General features: G+C 75.8%; 15 protein-coding genes. 6 read left to right on the top strand and 9 right to left on the bottom strand.

The genetic code is table 11. The features are described from left to right. Positions 1-2: 2 nt before the first annotated feature. A complete protein-coding gene (locus tag ACFXAM_RS10745) occupies positions 3-1,097 on the bottom strand; it encodes an ABC transporter substrate-binding protein (RefSeq protein ID WP_380289592.1) in 1,095 nt (364 codons plus the stop codon). A gap of 165 nt (positions 1,098-1,262) precedes the next feature. On the opposite strand from ACFXAM_RS10745, the gene ACFXAM_RS10740 reads away from it, so the two are divergent. Further along, a complete protein-coding gene (locus ACFXAM_RS10740; protein WP_380289590.1) occupies positions 1,263-2,096 on the top strand; it encodes a helical backbone metal receptor in 834 nt (277 codons plus the stop codon). 37 nt (positions 2,097-2,133) lie between these two features. On the opposite strand, the gene ACFXAM_RS10735 is transcribed toward ACFXAM_RS10740, so the two are convergent. The 5 genes from ACFXAM_RS10735 to ACFXAM_RS10715 all read right to left on the bottom strand — a co-directional run bounded on the left by ACFXAM_RS10735 (position 2,134) and on the right by ACFXAM_RS10715 (position 9,481). Continuing rightward, positions 2,134-2,526, bottom strand: a complete 393-nt coding sequence (locus tag ACFXAM_RS10735) for a RidA family protein (protein WP_380289589.1) — start codon at positions 2,524-2,526, stop codon at positions 2,134-2,136. 28 nt (positions 2,527-2,554) lie between these two features. Further along, entirely contained in the window at positions 2,555-3,595 is a 1,041-nt protein-coding gene (locus ACFXAM_RS10730) for an LD-carboxypeptidase (RefSeq protein WP_380289587.1), read from the bottom strand. A 178-nt stretch (positions 3,596-3,773) separates the two neighbouring features. Further along, on the bottom strand, positions 3,774-6,275 hold the full coding sequence (locus tag ACFXAM_RS10725) for a hypothetical protein (protein ID WP_380289585.1): 2,502 nt from the start codon (positions 6,273-6,275) through the stop codon (positions 3,774-3,776). A 278-nt stretch (positions 6,276-6,553) separates the two neighbouring features. Further along, positions 6,554-8,008 carry a lipase maturation factor family protein gene (locus tag ACFXAM_RS10720; RefSeq protein WP_380289664.1) on the bottom strand — a complete coding sequence of 485 codons (1,455 nt, stop codon included), beginning with the start codon at positions 8,006-8,008 and terminating at the stop codon, positions 6,554-6,556. Positions 8,009-8,404: 396 nt separating this feature from the next. Beyond that, positions 8,405-9,481: a GAF domain-containing protein gene (locus ACFXAM_RS10715; RefSeq protein ID WP_380289583.1), complete on the bottom strand. Its 1,077-nt coding sequence runs from the start codon at positions 9,479-9,481 to the stop codon at positions 8,405-8,407. Between the two features lie 474 nt (positions 9,482-9,955). On the opposite strand from ACFXAM_RS10715, the gene ACFXAM_RS10710 reads away from it, so the two are divergent. The 5 genes from ACFXAM_RS10710 (at position 9,956) to ACFXAM_RS10690 (ending at position 15,155) form a co-directional block, all read left to right on the top strand. Further along, positions 9,956-11,233 carry an acyl-CoA dehydrogenase family protein gene (locus ACFXAM_RS10710; RefSeq protein ID WP_380289581.1) on the top strand — a complete coding sequence of 426 codons (1,278 nt, stop codon included), beginning with the start codon at positions 9,956-9,958 and terminating at the stop codon, positions 11,231-11,233. 372 nt (positions 11,234-11,605) lie between these two features. Beyond that, the gene (locus tag ACFXAM_RS10705; protein ID WP_380289579.1) at positions 11,606-13,708 is read left to right on the top strand and encodes an ATP-binding protein; all 2,103 of its coding nucleotides are present in this window, start codon (positions 11,606-11,608) and stop codon (positions 13,706-13,708) included. Further along, positions 13,705-14,139 (top strand): roadblock/LC7 domain-containing protein, encoded by a 435-nt coding sequence (locus tag ACFXAM_RS10700; protein WP_380289577.1) that lies wholly within the window; start codon positions 13,705-13,707, stop codon positions 14,137-14,139. Before ACFXAM_RS10705 ends, ACFXAM_RS10700 begins: the two co-directional genes overlap by 4 nt. Next, complete coding sequence (locus ACFXAM_RS10695) at positions 14,136-14,516, top strand: DUF742 domain-containing protein (protein ID WP_380289575.1); 381 nt, start codon at positions 14,136-14,138, stop codon at positions 14,514-14,516. The genes ACFXAM_RS10700 and ACFXAM_RS10695 overlap by 4 nt, the downstream gene beginning before the upstream one ends. Before the next feature lie 66 nt (positions 14,517-14,582). Continuing rightward, entirely contained in the window at positions 14,583-15,155 is a 573-nt protein-coding gene (locus ACFXAM_RS10690; protein WP_380289573.1) for an ATP/GTP-binding protein, read from the top strand. A 55-nt stretch (positions 15,156-15,210) separates the two neighbouring features. Here ACFXAM_RS10690 and ACFXAM_RS10685 read toward each other — a convergent pair whose 3' ends face one another. The 3 genes from ACFXAM_RS10685 to ACFXAM_RS10675 form a co-directional block, all read right to left on the bottom strand. Beyond that, positions 15,211-15,678, bottom strand: a complete 468-nt coding sequence (locus ACFXAM_RS10685) for a MarR family winged helix-turn-helix transcriptional regulator (RefSeq protein WP_380289571.1) — start codon at positions 15,676-15,678, stop codon at positions 15,211-15,213. A 92-nt stretch (positions 15,679-15,770) separates the two neighbouring features. After that, positions 15,771-17,762: a hypothetical protein gene (locus tag ACFXAM_RS10680; RefSeq protein WP_380289569.1), complete on the bottom strand. Its 1,992-nt coding sequence runs from the start codon at positions 17,760-17,762 to the stop codon at positions 15,771-15,773. Between the two features lie 5 nt (positions 17,763-17,767). Further along, complete coding sequence (locus tag ACFXAM_RS10675; protein ID WP_380289567.1) at positions 17,768-21,829, bottom strand: DUF5682 family protein; 4,062 nt, start codon at positions 21,827-21,829, stop codon at positions 17,768-17,770. Positions 21,830-22,008: the final 179 nt, after the last annotated feature.

Below are 22,008 nucleotides of genomic sequence, written 5' to 3'. Positions count from 1 at the left end.
GGCTACTGCCCGTTCTTGACGAGCGTCGGGTGGACCGCCGCGGCGATCTGCCGCACCGTGTCGGCGGTGCGGGTCCCGGCGATCGTGGTGGCCTCGGAACCGATCCGCAGCAGGTGCCCCTCCTGCACGGCCTTCAGCCCCTGGGTGGCCGGGAATCCCTTGAGGAACGCCTCGGCCTCGTCGAACGCCTTGCGGGTCGCCTCCTCGCTGCCGCGGTTGCGCACCGCGAGCTGGATCCAGTCCGGGTTCTTGGCCACCACGTCCTCCCAGGAGACGGGCCGGAAGTCGGCGTCGCAGTCGGCGAACACGTTGCGAGCCCCGGCCAGGGTGATCACGGCGTTGGCGACCTGCTTGCCGCAGACGGCCATCGGTTGCTTTGTACCGGCATCGAAGTCGAAGAGGAAGTACCCGGGACGCTGCGCCTCCGGTACGCCCGCGGTGGCGTTCTTGACGTCCGTGATCTGCTTCTCCATCGCACCGACCAGTTCCTCGGCCCGGGCGGCCGTCCCGGTGACCGCGCCGAGGCGGCGGACGTCCTCCTCCACCGCGGCGAGGTCGGTGCGCGGGCCCTGGGCGGCCTTGGGGCCGGTGGCACAGGCCGTGGAGAGCAGCAGCACGTGCTGGATGCCGACCGCCTTCAGCTCCTCCTCGCTCGGCCCGGCGCCCGCCGCGCCCATCCCCGGCATCGGCCCGAAGGTGTCCACGTACAGATCGGCGCCGGAGCCGAGCAGCTTCTCCTTCGGGATCAGCGTGTCGCCCAGCACCGGCACCTTGGCGCCCTGGTCGGCCACGGCGGCCGGCAGGCTGCCCTTCCCGGGCGGGAACCCGGTGCCGATGACCCGGTCGCCGACGCCGAGTTGGAGCAGCATCTCCAGCCCGGCCGCGTCACTGGTGACGATCCGCTGCGGTGCCTGCTTGACGCCGGTCTCCTTGCCGGCGCAGTCGGCCACCTTGACCGGGAACGCGCCGCCGGCCCCCGCCTGCTGCGTGCTCCCGCCGCCCCCCGCGGCGTCCCCGGCCCCGTCACCACCGCCGGAGCAGGCCGTCGTGAACAGGGCGACGGCGGCCGCGATACCGCAGAAGACGCGAGGGCGCATCAGAAACTCTCCTGGTCAATGGTTGTGCTCGGGTCCGTCCGGTGAACCCGGACCAGTAGTCGGCCACTGTGCCCGGCCGGTTCCCGTGAGTTTGCCCGTACGGGCGGCATCCGGGAAGCGGTCGGGTGACGGTGCGATGACGGCCGGGGTGGTTAGGGTGGTGCGATGACGTCCCTCCACGCGCCCGGCGGTCCCCCGGCGGTCGACGACCTCGGGTCGGCGGTGCCGCTCGGCCCGGGGCCGGTGCGCCGGGTGGTGTCGCTGGTGCCCTCGCTCACCGAGGCGGTCGCCGCCACCGCCCCCGGGCTGCTGGCCGGGGCCACCGACTGGTGCAGCCACCCCGCCGACCTGGACGTGCCCCGGATCGGCGGCACCAAGAACCCGGACGTCGCCCGGATCGTGGCACTCGCCCCGGACCTCGTGATCGCCAACGACGAGGAGAACCGCCGCCCCGACCTGGACGCCCTGCGGGCGGCCGGCCTGCCGGTCTGGGTCACCGACGTCCGCACCCTCGACCAGGCGGTCCGCTCACTGGACCGGCTGCTCACCGCGGGCTGCGGCCTGCCCCGCCCGCCCTGGCTGGACGCCGCCGAGGCCGCCTGGGCCGCGGTCCGCCCGCTGCCCGGTCCGGCCCGGCGGGCGGTGGTGCCGATCTGGCGCCGCCCCTGGATGGTGCTCGGCCACGACACCTTCGCCGGCGACCTGCTGCGCCGCCTCGGCCTGCACCTGCCGCACGCCGAGGACCCGGCCCGCCCGGAGCGCTACCCTGCCGTCCCGCTTCCCGAACTGCTCGCCGCCCGGCCGGAGTTGGTCGTCCTGCCGGACGAGCCCTACCGCTTCACCGCCGACGACGGCCCCGAGGCCTTCCCCGGCGTCCCGGCGGCCCTGGTGAGCGGCCGCCACCTCACCTGGTACGGGCCGTCGCTGGTGGAGGCCCCGACGGTGCTGGCGGCGCAGCTCGGGGTGGGGCGGGGCGGCTCGGGGTCGGGGCAGGCGTGATCGGGGCAGACGTGATCGGGGCAGGCGTGATCGGGAGTCAGTCGAGGATGGCGTCGAGCTCCACCTCGACGAGCCACTCGGGATCGATGAAGCGTGAGACCTCGACGAAGGTGCAGGCCGGGCGGACGGACGCGAACCGCTCGCCGTGCGCCCGCGCGGCTTCCCTCCAGCGGGTCACGTCGGTGAGCATGATGCGGGTCCGCACGACGTCCCCCAGCGAGGCGCCCGCCGCCTTCAGCGCGGCTTCCGCGATGTCGAGACACCTGACGGTCTGGGCGTGGACGTCGCCCGGCCCCACGGTCGTCCCGTCGTCCCCGAGGGGAGCGGTCCCGGCGACCGCGACGTGCGCCCCTTTGCGGACCGCCCGGGAGAATCCGATCCGAGGTTCGAGCGGCGAGCCCGAGGAGATCGTCTGTCGATCGTGATCCATCGCCCCATGCTCCCAGACCGCCACGCCTTCAGGACAGTCCGGACAGCCCCCGGTGGCTCGGTCGGCGCGGGGCGACGGCCGGCTCGTCCAGGCTCAGGGTGCGGGCGGTGGCGTCGACGGTGGCGCGGACGCCGAGCGGCAGGGGCAGGTTGGGGCCGGCGTGCCCGAGCTCCAGCCGGCCGAGCACCGGCAGCGGCCGGTCGCCGAGCACGTCGAGCACGACCTCGCGCAGCGACGGCGCCGGTGCGTCGTCCGCGCAGCCGGCCGTGGTGACCAGGTGCGGGACACCGACGACCATGGCGGCGATCCGGTCGAACACGCCGGACATCCGGAGCAGGTGGAGGTCCTGCCAGACGGCGGAGAGCGGACGCTCCACCTCCTCCCAGAACAGCACTGCCCCGTCGAAGCGTTCGGCGGGCAGCGCGCAGGGCGTCGCCTGGAGCGCGACCAGCCGCCCGAGCAGGCCGCCGAGCAGCGGCCCGGAGGCCCGTCCCGGCCGCCAGCACTCCCGGCCGTCGCCGGACGTGCGGAGTTCCGGGAGCGGTCCGAGCGGCACCGCCGGGTCGGTGAGGGCGCGGCGGTAGAGACCGGTGAGCGTGGCGGCGGTCGGTCCGGGGGCGGCGTGCCACGAACCGCCGAGGCCGTAGGTCGCCATGTCGCCGTGCAGAGCGGCGAGGCCGGTGCGGGCGTGCAGCGCGAGCAGGAGCAGCGAGACGTCGCTGCACCCGAGCACCGGCTTGGGGTCGGCGCGCACGGCGTCGACGTCCACCCGGTCCAGCCAGCCGGCGGTGGCCTGCCCGCCGGTGTGCGCGACGACCGCCCGGACCTCGGGGTCGCGCAGCAGCCGGTTGAACTCCTCGGCCTGCGCGTCGGGCCCGTCCGCCGCCCACCAGCGGCGGCGCCCCGGCTCCGTCAGCGGTGTGCGGCGCACCCGGAACCCCATGGCCGTGAGCGTGGCGACGCCGCGCTCCAGCAGCGGGACGGCGTCGGCCTCCAGCGGTCCGGCGGGCGCCGCGACGGCGACGAGGTCGCCCGGGGCGAGGGCGCGGGGGCGCAGGACGTCGGGCACGGGCGGGCTCCGCTCGGTCGGGGTCGGTCGGATCGCCCGTCCGACCGGCCGACCCTCGCCGAGTCTCAACGGCCCACGGTTGTGCGGCAATCGGATTTCGGTGGGTGGACACGCGGGAAGGCCCCGGGCGGCGCGGCCGGTGAACGACCGTGCCACCCGGAGCCTTCCGTCGTGCGTGTCAGCCGCGTGCGGCCGCGACGGCGCCGCCGAGCGCCTCCTTGATGCGCGGCCCGAGGCGGGCGAAGCCGAGCTCCTTCATCGCCGCGCGCAGCAGCTCCTCGTCACTCCGCTCGACCCCGTCGCCGTCGACCCAGCGCACGATCGCGAGCAGTTCCTCCGCCGAGTACGCGGTCACCGGCCGCCCCGGCGTGAAGTCCGGCTTCTCCGTCCGCCCACCGGCCCCGGGGGCGGTCCCGACGGCCGGCTCGGGGGTCTCGGCTGCCGCCGGGGCCTCGGGGGCGGGCTCCGCAGCGACCTCGACGGCGTCCTCGGTGACCGGCTCGGCCGACGACTCGACGACGGCCTCGGCCACCGGCTCGGGCTCGGGCTCGGGCTCGGCCTCGGCCTTGGCGGCCGGGACCTCCGCCACCGGCTCCGGCGCGGTGTCATCCTCGGCCGGGGCCTCCGCGACGGGCTCCGCAGCAACCTCGGCCGCAACCTCGGCAACCGGCTCGACCGACGCCTCGGGCTCGGCCTCGACCTTCGCAACGGGCTCCGGCTCCACCTCGGCGGCAAGGGCCACCGGCTCGGCCGGCTCCTCGACCGGGGCCTCTACAACATCCTCGACGGCAGCCTCGGTCACCGGCTCGACCTCGACCGGCGCCTCGGTGACCGCCTCGGGCACAACACCCTCAACGACCTCGGCCTCGGCCTCGGCCTTCGCGGCGGGCTCGGTCTCGACGACCGCCTCCGCCACCGGCTCCGCAACAACCTCGACCGCCACCTCGGCAACCGGCTCGACCTCGGGCTCGACCTCGGCCTTCGCGGCAGGCTCCGCCTCCACCTCGGCAGCAGCGGCCACCGGCTCGGGGGTCTCCTCCGCAACGGGCTCCGCAAGATCCTCGACGGCAACCTCGGTCACCGGCTCGGCCTCGACGGGTGCCTCGGTGACCGTCTCGGGCACAACATCCTCAACGACCTCGGCCTCGGCCTTCGCGGCGGGCTCGGTCTCGACGACCGCCTCCGCCACCGGCTCCGCAACAACCTCGACCGCAACCTCGGCAACCGGCTCGGCCTCGGCCTTCGCGGCAGGCTCCGCCTCCACCTCGGCAGCAGCGGCCACCGGCTCCGGCGCGCTGTCGTCCTCGGCGGTGACGGCGACGGCGGCGACGGCCGGCTCGAGGGTCTCCTCGGCCTCCGCTTCGGCGGGGTCGATGGTCTCGGCGTCCGGGGCGGAGGGCTGGGCCGGCGGGGCGGTGGTGATGCCGACCAGGTCGTCGGCGGCCGGCGAGGGGGCGGGGAGGGTGACGGTGAGCGGCTGCTCCTCGGCCGGGTTCTCCGCCGCCGTCTCCGCGTCCGCCGTCTCCGGCTCCGCCTTCGCCTCGGCCTTCGCCTCGGGCTCCTCCTCCGCCTCGGCCGGCGTCCCGGTGGCGACCGCCTCCGGCTCCTCCGCCGTCTCCGGCGTCAGGCCGTCGCGCTGTCCGCCCGCCAGGGCCTGGCGGGCCGTGTAGGCGGCCTCGGCGGCGCGGCGGTCGGCGTGGGAGGCGGCGAGTTCGGTGAGGAGCTCGGCGAGGCCGGCCTCCTCCAGGGTGGTGCGCAGGCCGCGGAGGGTGGGCAGGCGGTAGAGGGTGCCCTCGTCGGCGGCGAGGCGCTCGACCAGGTCGATCAGGTCCGGGAAGGACAGCGCGTCGAGGTCCTGGCCGGGCAGCAGGCGGGCGAGTTCGCGCACTCCGGTGTTGACGGCCTCGAAGGTCTGCGCCGTACGGTGGGCCAGGTCGGCGTCGGACGGCGCGGTGGGCAGCGTGCCGGAGGGCGCCAGGGCGGTCCAGGCGCGGCGCTCGACCTCGGCGGAGGCAAGGGCCTCGTGGAGGTCCTGCGCGCGGGGGCGGCCGGTGCTGGTGGCGGCGAGGGCGGCGGCCTGCTTGCGCAGGGAGCGGCCGCGCAGCCAGGAGAGCTTGACGCCGCGCTCGCGCCGCCAGTTGCGGTCGGCGGTGGCGGCGATCAGGGATTCGAGGTCGGCGTCGTACGCGGCGGGAGCGAGGACGGCCGAGGTGCGGCGGACGAGCTGGAGCATCTCGACCAGTACGGCGGTCTTGCCGACGGTGTCCGGTGCGTCGAGCTTGACGTCGGCGGCGAGCGTGGTGACGTCCTCCCAGACCTGCTGGAGGTCGTGGCCGCGCAGTTCGGCGAGGACGGTGGACGCGGCGCGGGCGTCCTCGGGGGTGGCGACGGTGTCGAGGGCCGCGTACCAGGGGTGGGCCTCGGTGGTGAGCGTGAAGGCGCCGAGTTCGGCGTAGCGGCCGAGGTCCTCGCGGAGGTCGGTGTCGGCCGCGGCCGCGGTGTCCGCGACGTCCGTCGTGTGCGTGGTGTCCATCGTCGTGTCCGTCGTGTCCGAGGTGTCCGTGGTGTCGGCGGTCTCCGTGGCTGCCTTGGTGTCCGTGTCCGTGTCCGTGGTGTCCTTGACGTCTGCGGAGCCGGCTGCGTCGGCCGCGTCGGCGTTGCGGGAGTGAAGCACTGTCATGTGAGGTCCGGTTCTGGGCGGCTGCGGCGGGGGCGTGGACGGGCGGCGAGGGGGTGGCGGTCCGGGTGCGCGGTGGGTCTCGGAGCGAGGGCCGGGGGGCGCGCGGTCGGGCTGCCGGTCGGAGGCCAAGAATACGGGTGCCCGTTCGAGCCATGCACGCACCCACCGCCCCTCGGGCCGGTGTGGCGTGCCGTACCGCCCGCCCGGACGCCACCCGGGAGGGCCGGTCGGGTGGTCGTCCGTGGGCCGGTCGCCGTACACCGGCGGTCGCCGTACGCCTATTGCGCGGGCGGCGGCCGGTGGCCGGCGCGGGCCAGGGTCGCGAGGTCGACCGGCGCGAGGTATTCGTAGAGCGCCGTGCGGTGCCACCAGGCGCCGGTTTGCCGCAGTTCGCGCCAATCGGTGAACCGGTACAGGTGCAGGGTCGCCCGGACGTGGGTCGGCGGGCCGTCCGGGAAGGGGTTGTGGCGCAGCAGGCGCAGCGTGTCCGGGTCGTTGACCAGCAGCCGGGCGGCGAACGGCAGGAACCACGGCCGGGCGTAGCCGGGCGAGATGCCGGCGAACCACATCAGCCAGTCGAGCCGCAGGTGGTACGGGGCGTACTGGCGCGGCAGGCGGCGCACGTCGCCGGGCTTGCCCTTGAACCCGTACTCCTTCCACACGCTGTGCCGGGTGACCACCGCGTCGTCGGTGCCCTCGACGACGACCTCCTGACGGGTCCGGTTGACGCTGCCGAACGCGCCGTAGGTGTTGACCAGGTGGAGGCGGTTGAAGGAGCGGTTCATGACCTGGCGGCGGGAGACCATGTTGCGCACCGGCCAGTAGCTGAGGACGAGGACGGCGGCGGTGAGGGCGAGCGCCAGGGCCTCGAACCAGACGGGGGTGGCGGCGTAGGCGCGCGGGTGGACGGGCAGGCCGAGGCGGGCGGGGTCGACGGCGGCGAGGGCGAGGGCGATGGTGAGCCAGTTGAGCCAGGCGAAGTTGCCGGAGGCGACCAGCCAGAGCTGGGTGGCGACGACGACGCAGGCGGCGTAGGTGGCGACCGGCTGCGGGAGCAGCAGGCCGACCGGCACGAGGAGTTGGGTGAGGTGGTTGGCGGCCGCCTCGACGCGGTGCAGCGGGTCGGGCAGGTGGTGGAAGAACCAGCTGAGCGGGCCGGGCATCGGCTGGGTCTCGTGGTGGTAGCGCAGACAGGTCAGGTCGCGCCAGCAGCTGTCGCCGCGCAGTTTGATCAGCCCGGCGCCGAACTCGACCCGGAAGACCAGCCAGCGCAGCAGCCAGAGCACGGGGGCGGGCGGGGCGGTGTCGGCGTTGCCGAGGAAGACGGCCAGGAAGCCCGCCTCCAGCAGCAGCGACTCCCAGCCGAACGAGTACCACGTCTGTCCGACGTTGACGATCGAGAGGTAGAGGGCCCACAGCGCCGCCCACCAGAGCATGGCCGTCCACAGCGGGACTACGTCGCCGAGGCCGCCGACGAGGGCGGCGGAGAGGGCGGCGCCGCTCCAGGCGACGGCGGCGAAGAAGCGGTCGCTGTAGTGGAGGTGGAAGAGGCCGGGGGCGTGGCGGAACGGGACCCGGGCGGTGAAGCGGGGGACGGGGAGCATGCCGCGGCTGCCGAGGAGGGCGCGGAACTGGAGGGCCGCGGCGAGGAAGCCGGTGAGGTAGAGGGCGGCCAGCAGCCGTTGCACGAGCAGTCTGCTGAGCCAGTACTCGGGGGCGGCGAACCACTGCATGCGGCCCATGCCTACCACCGGCCGTGCCGTGCGGGCGGGTGCGGCGGGAGGGCGCCCGGCGGTTCACCCGGACGGCTTTCACCCGGACGGCGGAGCGACGGCGGGCGTTCACCCGATGGGCGTCGACGCGGACGGCGTTCGACGCGGACGGCGTCCGGCGGGACTGCACCGTGGCGGGGGGCCTCTCCTCGGGGGTGAGAGGCGCCCCGCCGCGGTGGCGGGAGCCGTCGCGGACGCGGTGGAGCGGGTGGAGCGGGTGGTTCCGAGTGGTGCTGGGCGGTACCGGGTGGTGCTGGGCGGTACTGGGTGGTGCTGGGTCGTGCCGGGTGGTGCAGGGTCGAGCGGTACCACGAGAACGGGTGGGAGACCGGACCGGGTGGTCCGGGCGGCCCGTGCTCAGGCCGGCAGGACGAGCCCGGTGTCGCCGCCGCCGGTGCCCGGGCGGACGGCGGAGGCGCCGCCGCTCTGCTGGAGGCGGTCGACCAGGAGCGCGGCCAGGGTGCCGAGCTCCTCCTCGGTGCGGGACTGCGCGGTGACGTCCATGCCGACCGTCAGCACGCCGCTGACCTGGCCGGTGCGGACGGCGCGCAGCGGGCTGCTGGTGAAGCTGAAGATCTGCTGGCCGCGCTGGGCATCGGGGCGCAGGGACTGGACGCGCACGTCGTTGAGGACGGTGGCGCGGCCGGTGCGGTAGGCCTCGGAGACCGCCTGCTGGAGGCCGGCGGCGCCGAGCTGGGGGTAGGCCTGGCCGATGGTGCCGTACGCCGCCGGGGCGCCGAAGACCTCGGCGTGCTGGGCGTTGGCGTAGCGGATCTCCTGGCCGGGGCCGTCGGTGAGCATGATCGGGAAGGGCGAGCCGTCGAAGGCCGCGAACATCTCCTGCTGCTGGGCGAGCAGGTTGTCACGCAGCCGGATCTCGGAGAGCAGCGCCTCGGCGAGGTGCTGGATGTCGCGCAGGCGCTCGCGGCCCCACTGGCGGGGTTCGCGGTCGAGGACGCAGACGGTGCCGATGACGGTGTTGGTGTCGTCGACCAGCGGGGCGCCGAGGTACGCGCGCACGCCCAGCTCGTCGACGACCGGATTCCCGGAGAACCGGGGGTAGGCGAGGATGTCGTCCAGCGCGAGGGGGGAGCGCTGGGCGACGACGTGGGGGCAGAAGCCGTGGCTCAGCGGCATCTGACGGGTCGGCAGGTCGAAAGCGATGCCCCGGTCGGCCCAGGAGGAGCCCTCGTCGGCCGGAATGTCGGGGGAGGTTGGCGGAATGTAGAGCCCCCGGAACATCTGGCGCTCGTCGTTGATGAAGTTGACCATCGCGATGGGGGCGCGGGTGATGCTGGCGGCCAGGTGGGCGAAGCGGTCGAAGGCCTCGTCCGCGGTGGGCTCGTCGAGGCCCAGGCTGCGAAGCCTGCGGGCCCGCTCCGACTCCCCGGCGGCACCCGGGAACTGGCCTTGAGTGCTCATCACATCAGTCATGGCGCACATGTAATCAGACATCCGGCACCTTCGGCTTTCTCCGTCCGCGCCACCGCGTCTGTTGATGCTCCGTCAAAGCCACACGGCGGACGGCGAGACGGCGGGCGGACCTCCGGACGGGAACGGGAGGGGAACCGGAAGCGGAACCCTCGGCTCCGGCGGATCCGGGAATCGGGGGAACGTCGTATCCCCTTCTTCCGGCGTTTCAACCCTCGGCAGTCCCCGAACGACCCGATCGCGCCAATCCAAGATCCTCCGTAGAGCACTTTCGACACACATATGACAATGAGCCCTGCCGAAAATCGGCGGTCCCCATGGGCAGCGTGGGCCACCGCCGGCACTCCGCGCGCACCCGGATGCAACGGGGCACCCGGCCGCCACCGTCACCTCCCCCACGCCCTCGGCGGCCGAGCGGATCGGCTGCACGGACGGAGGCACTTCCACCGAACGAACCGAACCCGAGAGGACCGGGGCATGGCGATGGACTACTTCACCGACGAACGACACGAGCACCTCCGTGCGGAGGTGCGCGAGTTCGCGGAGAAGGAAGTGCGCCCGCAGGTGGCCAGAATGGAGGCCGAGCGCCAGGTCGAGTTCGCACTCGCGCGGGAGATCGCCCGCCGGGGCTGGATCGGAGTGACCATCCCGCGCGAGTTCGGCGGGCTGGGGCTGGGGCATCTTGCCAAGACCGTCATCGTCGAGGAGCTGTCCCGCGTCAGCGGCGCCATGGGGGCGGTGGCGCAGGCCTCGCAGCTCGGCGTCGCCAAGGTCATCCACTTCGGCAACGACGCCCAACGCCGCTACTGGCTGCCCAGGTTCGCCTCCGGAGCGGCGCTGCCCACGATCGCCGTCACCGAACCGGAGTCCGGCGGTCATGTGCTCGGCATGAGCGGCACCGCCCGGCGCGAGGGCGACGAGTACGTGCTCGACGGCCGCAAGTGGTTCGTGGGGAACTCCCACATCGGCGACGTGCACGGCGTGGTGCTGCGCACCGGCCAGGGCAGCCGGGGCCTGTCCGCCTTCCTGGTGGAGAGCGACCGCCCGGGCTTCCGCACCGGCGCCCTCGGCTCGCAGAGCGGCCTGCACGGCTTCAGCTTCGGCGAACTGGTATTCGAGGGCTGCCGGATCCCGGCCGGCAACCTGCTCGGCCGGGAGGGCCAGGGCCTGGACGTCGCCTACTCCTCGTCCACGCTGTACGGGCGGCTGAACCTGGCGGCGGTCGCCCTCGGCCTCCACGTGGCGATCGTGGAGGACACCGTGCGGTTCGCCGAGGCGCGGATGCTCTACGGCAAGCCGCTCTCCCAACTGCCCAACATCGCACTGAAGCTGGGCGAGATGCAGTCCCGGCTGATGACCGCCAAGCTCGCCGCGTACCACGCCTCGCACCTGCTGGACCACGGCAAGGCCTGCGACGCCGAACTGATGAACGCCAAGCTGATCAACACCGAGTACGCGATGGACTCGGCGCGCAACGCCATGGAGATCCACGCGGCCCGCGGGCTGCAGGCGGAGTTCCACATCGAGCGCTACCTGCGCGACGCCACCCACACCTACCCGCCGGCCGGCACCTCGGACGTCCAGCGGCTGCGGCTCGGCCAGGTGGCCTCGGGCACCTACGGCAAGCAGTGGTCGGCCGAACTCGCCGGCCTGGCGGGCTGGGCGTGGAGCGAGGCGGCCGAACGCGAGGCGCACGCGGAGGCGGAGCTCCAGGCCGGGTCGGCGGCCGTGCTGCGGATGCCGCTGGCGGGCTGACCGCGGGATTCCATTCCTTGACCTGTCCCTGACGGCTTTCCGGCGGCCGGATCCGGCCGCCGGAAAGCCGTCAGGCGCTCCCCCGGCAGTCGCCGCACTTCGCTGACCAGTGCGAATGCCCGGAGGGACACCCTCCGGTGTTCCCGACACGCTGTCATCAGGCGTTCACATATGGTCAGTTGATGTTGCCCGAAGGGCACCCGGGGCTGGTAGCGTGCCTGAAGTCGGCGGCCGTGCTGCATCCGTCCGGACGGTGACCCCACGGGTCACCACCTCCGGCAACCCTCCGGGCACCGTCGGCCGTGGCACCCCAGCAGCCCCGGCCGGACCGCACACGGACACCCCGCCGTTCGCCCTGCTACAAGGAATCAGATGCCAGGCATATCGGCCCCCCGGACGGGCCACCGCGCCGGCCGGTCCGGCTCCCTACGCAGCTCGCTCCTCGCCCTCGCCCTGGTCCCGGGCCTCGGCCTCGCCGCCGTCTGGGGCTACGCCGCCTACCTGCTGCGCGACGCCGGGGAGCGCACCGCCCTGTACGCCGGCAGCGCGGCGGTCGGCGTGGTCCTGCTCTGGAGCCTGGTGCGCGGTCTGCGCACCGCCCGCACCCTGCCGGCCCGGATCGCCGCCCTGCACGTCGACGCCCTGGCGCTCGCCCAGCACGAGATCCCGGGGGTCGTCGGCCGGCTGCGGGCGGGCGAGTCGGTCCCCGTGCCGCCCCCCGCCCGGACCCCGCCGCGGCGGGGCGGCGACGAACTCCAGCAGGCCGCGGACAGCCTCGCCGGCATCCGGCAGGCCGCCGTCGCCGCCATCGTCCACCAGGCCCAGGGGCGCGAGGGGACGAAGAAGGTCTTCCTCAACATCGCGCGCCGCACCCAGATCCTGATCCACCGCCAGATCAGCATGCTGGACGCGCTGGAGCGCGAGCACGAGGAACCCGACCTGCTGCGCGAGCTGTTCGCCGTCGACCACCTCGCCACCCGGATGCGGCGCAACGCGGAGAACCTGGTCATCCTCGGCGGCGCGCTGCCCGCCCGGCGCTGGCGCAACGCCGTGCCGATGGTCAACGTGCTGCGCAGCGCCGTCTCCGAGACCGAGAACTACTCGCGGGTCGTCGTCCAGGGCGTGCCCCGCACCTCGCTCAGCGGTCAGGCGGTCGCCGACGTGATCCACCTCGTCGCCGAGCTGATCGAGAACGGCACCACCTTCTCCCCGCCCTACACCCAGGTGCAGGTCTCCGCGCAGGAGGTGCCCAAGGGCCTGGTGGTGGAGGTCGAGGACCGCGGCCTCGGCATGGTCGAGGAGGAGTACCAGCGGCTCAACGACTACCTGGCCAACCCGCCCGAGCTGGACGTCTCCGCGCTCGGCGACGACCTGCGGCTCGGGCTCTTCGTGGTTGCCCGGCTGGCCGCCCGGCACGACGTCCAGGTCACCCTGCGGCCCTCGCCGTACGGCGGGACGCGGGCCGTGGTGCTGGTACCGGCGGTGCTGCTGCAGCAGGCCGAGCCGCCGTGCGCCTTCAGCGGACTGCCGGCGGGCGCCCGGGTCACCCGCTCGCCGGTGCCGGACCTGCGGCCGGGGGCCGGGGCGGACACGGTGGCGGGGGCCGGGATCGGGACGGGGGCCGGGACGGGCGTCGGAACGGGCCGCACGGGCGCCGGGACGGACGGCGGCTCGGGCGCGGGCCTCGCGCCGGGCGGGCGTGCGGGCGGCCGGGAGGTGCCGGGTGCGCTCTCCGGGGTGCGCGACGGGCTGCCCGGGCCGGTGGCGGAGCCGGTGGCGGCATCGGGCCGGGTGGCCGTTCCCGGGCCGGCCGTCTCCCCCGAGGCCGGAGGGGTCGGAGGGGTCGGAGGGGTCGGTGGTGGCGGGGCGGTCGACGGCGGTGTCGTGATCGGCGAGCTGGTCGCGCACTACCCCGCGAACGGCGGTGCACGGGACGGCGGCGCGCAGGACGAGGGCGATCCGGCGGTCAACGGCGGTCTGCCGGTGGGCTCCCCGATCCCCGGCCTGCCGGGCGCGGTGGTCGTGGCCCGGCCCGGACGGCCCCGGCCGTTCCAGGACCCGGCGGGCGAGCCCGGCCCGGACGTCCTCGGGGGCGGGGCCGGGTTCTGGGGCGGGACCGGCGAGCCGTCGGCCGCACAGACCGGATCGCCGGCACCCACGCCGGCACCCACTCCCGCTCCCACGCACCAGCGTCCCGAGGAGGCCCTGGCGGAGTACGGGCCCGAGGGCGAGCTGCGCACCCCGCGCGTCCTGCCCCGGCGGGTCCGCAACGCCAGCCTCGCCGAACAGTTGCGCGAGTCCCAGGCGTCCCCCACCGCCCCGTACGGACCGCCCGGCTCCCCCGCGCAGCCCGGCGAGGACCCCTCGCCGCAGCGCTCACGGGCCACCATGGCCGCCATCCAGCACGGCACCCGCACGGCCCGTGCCGCCACACCCGACCCGGACGCGCCCCCCACAGCTAAGGAACAGCGATGACGACGCAGCACACCGACACCGAGCGCGACCTCAACTGGCTGCTGGACCAGCTGGTGGCACGCGTCCCGGAGACCCGGCACGCCATCGTGCTCTCCGAGGACGGCCTGCTGGTCGGACTCTCCCAGGGCCTCGACCGGGCCGACGCCGAGCACCTGTCGGCCGTCGCCTCCGGTCTGCAGAGCCTCGCGCGCGGCGCCGGCCAGCGGTTCGGCGGCGGGCGGGTGCGGCAGACCGTGATCGAGATGGACCAGCTGTTCCTGTTCGTCACGACCGCCGGCCAGGGCGCCCGGCTCGCCGTGCTCACCAGCGAGGCGGTCGACGCCGGGCTGATGGCCTACGAGATCAACATGCTGGTCAAGCAGGTCGGCCAGTACCTCACCGCAGCGCCGCGCAGCGACGCCGGCCAACCGGATGCGGGTGGCGGTGCGTGACCGTCGACGCCGCCGAGGCCTGGTTCTTCGACAAGGAGGCCGGCCACCTGGTCCGCCCCTACGCCATCACCAACGGGCGCACCGGCCCGGTCCGTGACGGCTTCGCGCTGATCACCCTGGTCGTCACCGCCGACCCGCGCACGGACACCAGCCGGATGACGCCCGAGCCGGCCGCGATCCTGGACCTCTGCCGCGAACGCCCGCTCGCGGTGGCCGAGATCGCGGCCGTCCTGGATCTCCCGGTGAGCGTGGTCAAGGTGCTGCTCGACGACCTCGCCGAGGCCCGGATGATCCTCACCCGGGCGCCCGTCGAGCTCGCCGAGGCGCCGGACATCGCGCTCATCCAGGCCGTGATCGAGGGCGTGCGGCGGCTCTGAGCCGCCCCGCTCGGCCGCCCCCGCTACCCCTCGCCCCGCCCCGTTCCCCCTTTCAGGAGACCCGACGTGACGACCCAGAGCCTGGTGCCGGGCGCGGTCAAGATCCTCGTCGCCGGCGGCTTCGGCGTCGGCAAGACCACCATGGTCGGCTCGGTCAGCGAGATCGAGCCGTTGCAGACCGAGGAGCGGATGACCCGCGCCAGCATCGGGGTCGACAGCCTCGACGGCGTCCAGGAGAAGTCGACCACCACCGTGGCGATGGACTTCGGGCGGATCACCGTCCGCGAGGACCTGGTGCTCTACCTGTTCGGCACCCCGGGACAGTTCCGCTTCTGGTTCATGTGGGACGACCTGGCGCTCGGCGCGCTCGGTGCCATCGTGCTGGCCGACACCCGGCGGCTGGAGTCCAGCTTCGCCGCCGTGGACTTCTTCGAGCAGCGCGGCATCCCCTTCGCCGTCGGAGTCAACTGCTTCTACGGGCGCCGCGACTGTGCCCCCGAGGACGTCCGACGCGCGCTGGACCTGGACCCGGACGTCCCCGTGGTGCTCTGCGACGTCCGGGAGCGCGCGTCCAGCAAGGAACTGCTGCTCGCCCTGCTCGACCGGGTCCACCGGGACGCGCTCGCCGCGCACCGGTGAAACCGGGCGACCCGGGCGACCCGGACGGGCCGGGGCCCCGGGGAGGGCCGGCCCGTCAGGACGTGGCCGGGACCGTCGGGGCCAGCTCCAGCTCGTACAGGGCCCGGACCAGCGGCGCCAGCTCGGGGAGGTCGGCGGCCTCGGTGAGCGTCGCCTCCAGGGTCGCGTCGTGCGTCGGACGGGCCGCCGCCAGCAGTTCGCGCCCCTGCGGGGTCAGCTCGGTGTAGATGCCGCGCCGGTCGTCCGCACAGAGGTAGCGGCTGAGCAGCCCCCGTTCCTCCAGCCGGCTCACCAGCCGGGTGGTCGCGCTGCTGCTCAGCGCGGCCGCGCGGGCCAGCTGCTGCATCCGCATGTGCCAGCCGTCCTGCCGCGACAGCGCCTCCAGCACGGTGTACTCGACCACCGAGAGCCGGTGCTCCGCCTGCAGCGTCTTCTCCAGCGCCGAGTCGATCAGCCCGTGAAGCGCGGCGAGCGTCCGCCAGCCGCCGGCGCGGATCTCGGCGGCGTCGTCCTGGATCCCCATGGCTCGCCTCTCTGTGGTCGGTTCCGCTCACGCGGTGGAACGTCCTTCTCTGCCCGATTATGCCACTCAGCGCGGCTTACCTGCTTGTGCAATTAGTTTTCTCCGGGCTCCCAACCGGTCACGCAGAGCGCCGAGGCCAGTTCCTCCTCGTACCAGGCCGCCGCCAGCCAGGCGGCCGCGAAGGCGCCGTGGTCGTCCGTGACCACCCGGCCGAACACGTCGCGCGGCTGGTCCGCCGCCGCCGCGAGCAGCCCGTCCAGCAGCGCCGCACCGGTGGCCAGCCCCGCCGAACGCAGCCGGGCCCGGTCGCCCCCGGTCGCCCGGGAGCCGAGCGCCAGCGCGGCCCGGCCGCCGGTCACCGCCTGCTCCACCCGGCGGGCGAGCAGGTGCACGGGGGTGGTCGGGGCCTCACCGGCCGCCGGCACCCCGGACGGCGCCGGCGGTACGGACCCGGTCGGGCCGGTGGCGGGCAGGCCGGTGTCGGCGGGGCCGGTGGCGGGCGGAAGGACGAGGTCCGCCGTCTGGAGCCGCTCCAGGCCCAGGTTGACCCGGCCCGCGCGGTCGGCGGGCAGCGCGAGGGAGGGCTCCTCCGGGGTCGCGGACGCGGGCGGCAGACCGACGGCCAGCAGCCGCAGCTCCGGGCGGGCCGAGCGCTCCAGCCGGCCGATCACCCGCAGCCGCAGGCCGGGGGCGGTGGCGAGCAGCGCCAGGTTGCCCCGGTGCGCCAGCCCCGGGTGGTCGTGCGCGGCGCGCAGCGCCAGCACCACCCCCTCGCACTCCGCCAGCAGCCGCGCCTCTCCCCCCGGCCCGTACGGCACCGCGCCGAGCAGCGTGACGTCCAGGAACAGCAGCTCGCTCCCGGCCGGCCGGGCCTCCGGCGGCAGCGCCCCCGCCGCGAGGGCCCGGGCCACCTGGGCGGCCCGCGGCTCGCCCCAGAGCCCCGCGAGCGGCTCCGCCGTCCAGGCCGCGCCCGCCGCGCGGACCGCCCGGACCGAGGCGCCCGCCCCGAGCCGTCCGGCCGGCGACCTGGTCGCCCCCTGCACGGCCAGCCCGGCCCGGGTGAACTCGCGGTGGCTGAGCATCGCGTCCCCCAGCCGCACCGTGCGGTTCCCGGCGCCCACGGCCTGCGGCGCCGCCGCCGCGGCGTCGCTGTGCGGCATGATCTCCGCCATCGTGTGCAGCCCGCCGCCCGCGTCCACCGCCCAGGTGAGCACCCCCGCGTGGGTGGCCGTCAGCACCGGCTCGGAGAACAACCCGTAGAGCCGCAGGCCGCCCGCCGGCGCATAGCTCTGGCGGGCCGTGCCGCGCAGCTCCGCGACGGCCGGCCCGGCGTCCGGGGTGGCGGCGAGGGCCAGCGCCGTGCTGAGACCGAGGAGTTCGCGCAGACCGGCCACCAGGTCGGCGAGCCGGTGGTCCGGCTCGCCCGAGCGGGCGGCGCGGATCCGGGTGACCACGGCCACCGCCGCGGCCGCCGGCCGGTACAGGCCCGCCAGCCGGGCCCGGTGGGCCGCCCGCAGCAGCTCCGCCTGGAGCACCGCGCCCGCGCCGCCGACGCCCGCCGCCAGCACGGCGGCGCCCACCCGGTGCAGGTGCTCGGCGGCGGCCCGTTCGGCGGGGGTGGGGGCCTCGGCGGTCGCGGCCCCGGCGGGCCGGGCGGGGCCGGGCTCGGGTGCCGTGGCCGTCCGGTCCGTCGAGCTCTCCCGGTCCGTCCGGTCGGGCGACGGCGCCTCGGTGGGCAGCTCGGCGGGCGGCTCGGTGGGCGGCTCGTCGTCCGCGAGCGGGCAGACCGTGACCGCCGCGGCCCGGTGCACACAGGCGGGCGCCAGCAGACAGCCGCAGCGCACGTCCGCCTGGTCGGCGAGCACCCCACCCGGTGCGTGCAGCACGAGCACCGTCTCCTCGTCGACGGCGATCCGCCAGTCCTCGCCGTCCCGTTCCACCGGCCGCCCGGCCAGCTTGGCGGCGGCGCCGTCCAGGCGCTTCTGCAACCGTGCCGACAGCCCGGCCACCACCTCGGCGACCACCTCCGGCCGCACCGCCGGCCACTGCGCGTCCGTGCCCGTCACCGTCACTGCCCCTGCCACCTCCGTCATCGGACCTTCTCCCCCACCCAGCGGGCCAGTTCCTGCGGGCTGAGCGCCGCCACCGGCATCCCGGCCGCGACCAGTTGGCCCGCGACCGCCTTCGAGTACCGGGCGTTCCCGGTGTCGTCCAGTGCGGCGCAGCCCAGCAGGTGGCAGCCGGAGCCGACCAGTGCCCGGGTCTGCGCGAGCAGCCCGCCGACCGGACCGCCCTCCTCGAAGTCGCTGACCACCGCGATCAGCGTGCGGGACGGCACGGTCACCAGGCTCCGCGCGTACCGCAGTCCGCCCGCGATGTCCGTGCCGCCGCCCACCTGGACCTCCAGGAGCAGGCCCAGCGGGTCCGTCACCCGGTCGGTCAGGTCGACCACCTCGGTGGAGAAGGCGACGAAGTGGGTGCTCAGCGAGGGCACCCCGGCCAGGATGGAGGCGGTCAGCGCCGCCCAGATGGTCGACGCCTCCATCGAGCCGGAGACGTCCACGACCAGGATCATCCGCCAGTCGGACGCCTGCCGGGCCCTGGTCCGGAAGACCGGGCGCTCCGGCACGATCGTCATCGCGCCCGGGTCACCGTCGACCGGGCGGGCGGTGGCGAGATTGGCGCGAATGGTCCGGTGCAGGTCCAGACCACCGCCGGGGCGGCGGCTCGGGCGCGGCACGCTGATTCCGGTGAGGGCGGGGCGCAGCCTGGTCGCCAGCTCCCGGCTCAGCTCGTCGACCAGGCGCCGGACCAGCGGACGCAGCGCCGCCAACCGGGCCTCGGGCAGGCCGCCCGCGTGCTCCAGGACGGCCCGCAGCAGGTCGACCGACGGGCGGACGGCGTCCGGGTCGACCGCCTCCAGCACGTCCCCGCGGCCCTGGGCGACGGCGGCCGCGAGCACCTCCTCGCGGAGGCCCGGCCCGAACAGCGCCTCCAGTTCCTCGGACCACTCGCGCACGCCCGGGTACGGCGCCTCGCGCCCGCCCCGGTTGCCGCCCGCACCGCCGCGGCCGTCCAGACCCGGGCCGGAGCCCTCGCCGTGGCCCGTGCCGTACAGCTCGTCGAGCGCGATCGCCAGGCGCGAGGCCCGGCCGCCGAGGCCGCCGCTGCCCGGTCGGCCGAGCAGCAGCCGCCAGCGCTCGGCCGGGCCGAGGGCGTGGGTGCCGGTGTGCTCGTGGGTGTGGGCTGGCGCGTCCGTCGTGGGCGCGTCCGTGGTGGGCGCGTCCGTCGTGGGCGCGTCCGTCGTGGGCGCGTCCGTCGTGGGCGCGTCCGTCGTGGGCGCGTCCGTCGTGGGCGCCGGGAGCGGCGCGGGCAGCAGTCCGCGGCGGGCGAGCGCGGCGCGGGCGGCCAGGTCGGCGCGGGACCAGTCGGCGAGCAGCGCGGGCGGCAGCTCCGCGGGGAGGGTGTCCAACCGGGTGCCGAGGCGTTCCTCGACCAGGTGCAGCAACCGGTCGCGGGCGGCCGGGCTGAGCGTGTCGAACCCGCCGCGCAGTGCCGGCAGGCGGTCCAGGAAAGCGGTGTCGGGGAGGCCGACCACCCGCTCCAGCACCGGTTCGAGCACCTCGGGGGCGGTCGAGAACAGTCCCTCCGCCGCCGTGAGCAGCCCGACCAGGGACCGCCCGAGGGCGTGCCGGGCCTCGGGCCCGGTGGCGCCGTCGACCCAGGAGGCGGTCCGGTCGCCGAACACCGCCGGATCCTCCTGCCGCAGCAGCACCCGCACCGCCCCGGCCGCACCGCGCACCAAGGGGCTTCCGCCGTCGGCGAGTTCGGTGAGCGTGTGCCGCAGGCGCACGCCTCCCGAGAGGTCCGCCCGCCGCGCCAGCTCCACCAGCGCCCGGGCGTCGTCCGCCTCGTCGGACCCGCCCAGTCCCTCCAGCTGACGAACCGCCGCCACCGTCACCACCTCGGCCGCCGCCGCCAGCACGGCGAGCGCCGGGTCCTCGTCCGGGCCCGGCTGCGCGGAGGGGCCACCGGCCCCGTCCGGGAATCCCTCGCCGGCCATCCCCGCAGCCCCTCCCCCGGAGGACGCGGCAACCTCGCCCGGCGGCACCCCGCCGGAGGACGCGGCAGAAGCAGCCCCCGAACCGGCGGACGGGGCCGTCCGAACGTGCGGCACGGCGGACGACGCGCCACCCGAGGACGGGATCGAACCGGCAAGCGGGTCCGTCCCGACCTGCAACGCAGCCGACGTGTCGCCGGCCCCCGAACCGGCGGACAGGCCCGCCCGGACCTGCGGCACGGCGGACGAGGTGGCGGCTCCGGTGCCGGTGGGCAGGGCGGTCCTGGTGGGGGTGTCGGGGTGGGTGGAGTGGTGGGTGGCGGTGAGGCGGTCGAGGAGGGCGAGGGCGTCGAGGAGGTCGGGGAGGGTGCCGCTCGCGGGGAGGACGGCGGTGAGTTGGGTGAGGCGGGTGCCGGTGAGGGCGGGGAGGCCGCAGGCGGCGGCGTCGGCGAGGCCTCGGAGGACTTCGCGGGCGGTGGGGCCGTCCGCCTGCTGTTCGCGGCGGAGCCGTTCGCGCAGGACGCCCTCGGCGGCCTGGGCCGGGGTGACACCCCGGGTTCCGGCGACGGTGAGCATGGCGGCGACGGCCGGGGTCCAGCGGACGCGCCAACGGGTGGTGAGGGTCTCGGTGCCGCCCGCGCCGGTGGTCTCGACGGACTCGGCGTAGGGGACGCCGCACGCGCCGAGGCGGTGGAGGAGCAGTTCGCGGCGCCGGTCGAGGGGCGAGCGGAGCGGGTCGAGGCGGAGTTCACGGGGGGCGGACTCGGCGGTGTCGCCGGGGCCGGGGAGGCCGAGCTCGGCGAGCAGCCGCTCGACGGCGGGGGCGAGCCCGCTGCGCGGGGCGGCCGGGGTGGGCTCGCCGGTGCGGGTGCCGATCAGGACCTTCTCCAGCGCGCGGGCCACCGCCCGGCCGCGGCCGAGGGGTTCGCCCTGGGCGAGGACGGTCTGCACCGCCTCGACGAGTTCGCCGCGCCCGGGGGCGGCGAGGCCGCGCAGCCGGGAGAGGTCACCGGCGAGCCGGACGATCTCGCGCGCGTCGGCCGGGCCGGAGGGGTGGTCCTGGGAGCGCAGCGCCTCGCAGATGCGCACGGCGGTGCGGACGAGCGCCTCGGCGAGCCGGTCCGGATCGCCCCCGGCGTCGAGCACGGTGTGCTGCCACTCGGGGTCGCGGATGCCGGCCGGGTAGCCGGAGCGGGCGTCGAGCAGCGGATAGGTGTACGGGATCAGGGAGACCACGTGCCGGGCGTCAGGGGCGGCCTCGGCCGGGTGCTCGGCCGGCGCGGCGGGCCCGTCCCCGGTGAACGCGGGGGCGTGGAAGGCGCCGATGACGGCGGCGACCCGGCGGCCGCCGGCGCCCGCCTCCCGGATGCGCTCGCGCATCCAGGCCTCGCGCCGCAGGTCGTAGGGGTCGACGCCGCGGCCGTCCTCGGCGTCCTGGCGCATCGCCCAGCCGACCAGCAGGGCGGCGCGCCGGACGGCCTCCGGGGTGGAGCCGGGGGCGGCGGTCTCGACGAGGCGGTCCCAGAGGTCCTCGTCGTCGTCGCGCCCGGTGAGGCGGTGACGCAGCGCGTCGGCGACACCGGGGCGGGCCTCGCCGTCGGGGTGGTGGTGCTCGCGCTCGCGGTACCGGTCGCGGACGGCGAGGGGGAGGTCGCAGGCGATGGTCTCGACGCCGTGGCGGCGCGCCCAGCGCAGGGCGGCCAGTTCGGGCGAGAAGTCGGCGAAGGGGTAGAAGGCGAGGCCGGTGCCGTGGCCGGCCTCGGCGCCGATCCCGTCGGCGTCCTCGTTCGAGCGGTCGGCGGCGGGAGCCGCGGCGAGGGCGACCGGGGCCGTGGTGGCCTCGTCGGCGAGCAGGCCGAGCCAGGGCTGGAACTCGGCGGGGAGCTCGACCAGCAGCACCTCGGGTGCGGCGGCGTCGAGCAGGGCGGGCACGACGGCGCTGAGCGAGGGCGCGTGGTGGCGCACCCCGATCAGGTAGGGGCCGGGCGTGTCGAGGCCGGACGCGGCCAGTCGGGCGGCCTGGGCCTCGACCGTCCCGCGCGGGTCGTCGAGGCCGGGGCCCGCCCCGCCGGGCGGCACCGCGCTGCTCATGTGTTCACCTCTCGGTGGGAGTTCAGGAGGGGGAGGAGATGGGGGGTGGAGATGGGGGGCGAAGAGGCGGGAGGGCCGGCCCGGCGCCCGCGGGGGGCCCCGGGCCCGCCCCCGGGGAAGATCTACACGGCGGAGCGCAGGTCCCACCCGGTGCGCCAGGTGGCGGCCGCCAGGTAGGC

Source organism: Kitasatospora sp. NPDC059462 (assembly GCF_042749955.1).
Classification (GTDB): domain Bacteria; phylum Actinomycetota; class Actinomycetes; order Streptomycetales; family Streptomycetaceae; genus Kitasatospora.
The sequence above is the reverse complement of the archived record's forward strand: the minus strand, read 5'-3'. Positions and strand labels throughout refer to the sequence as shown.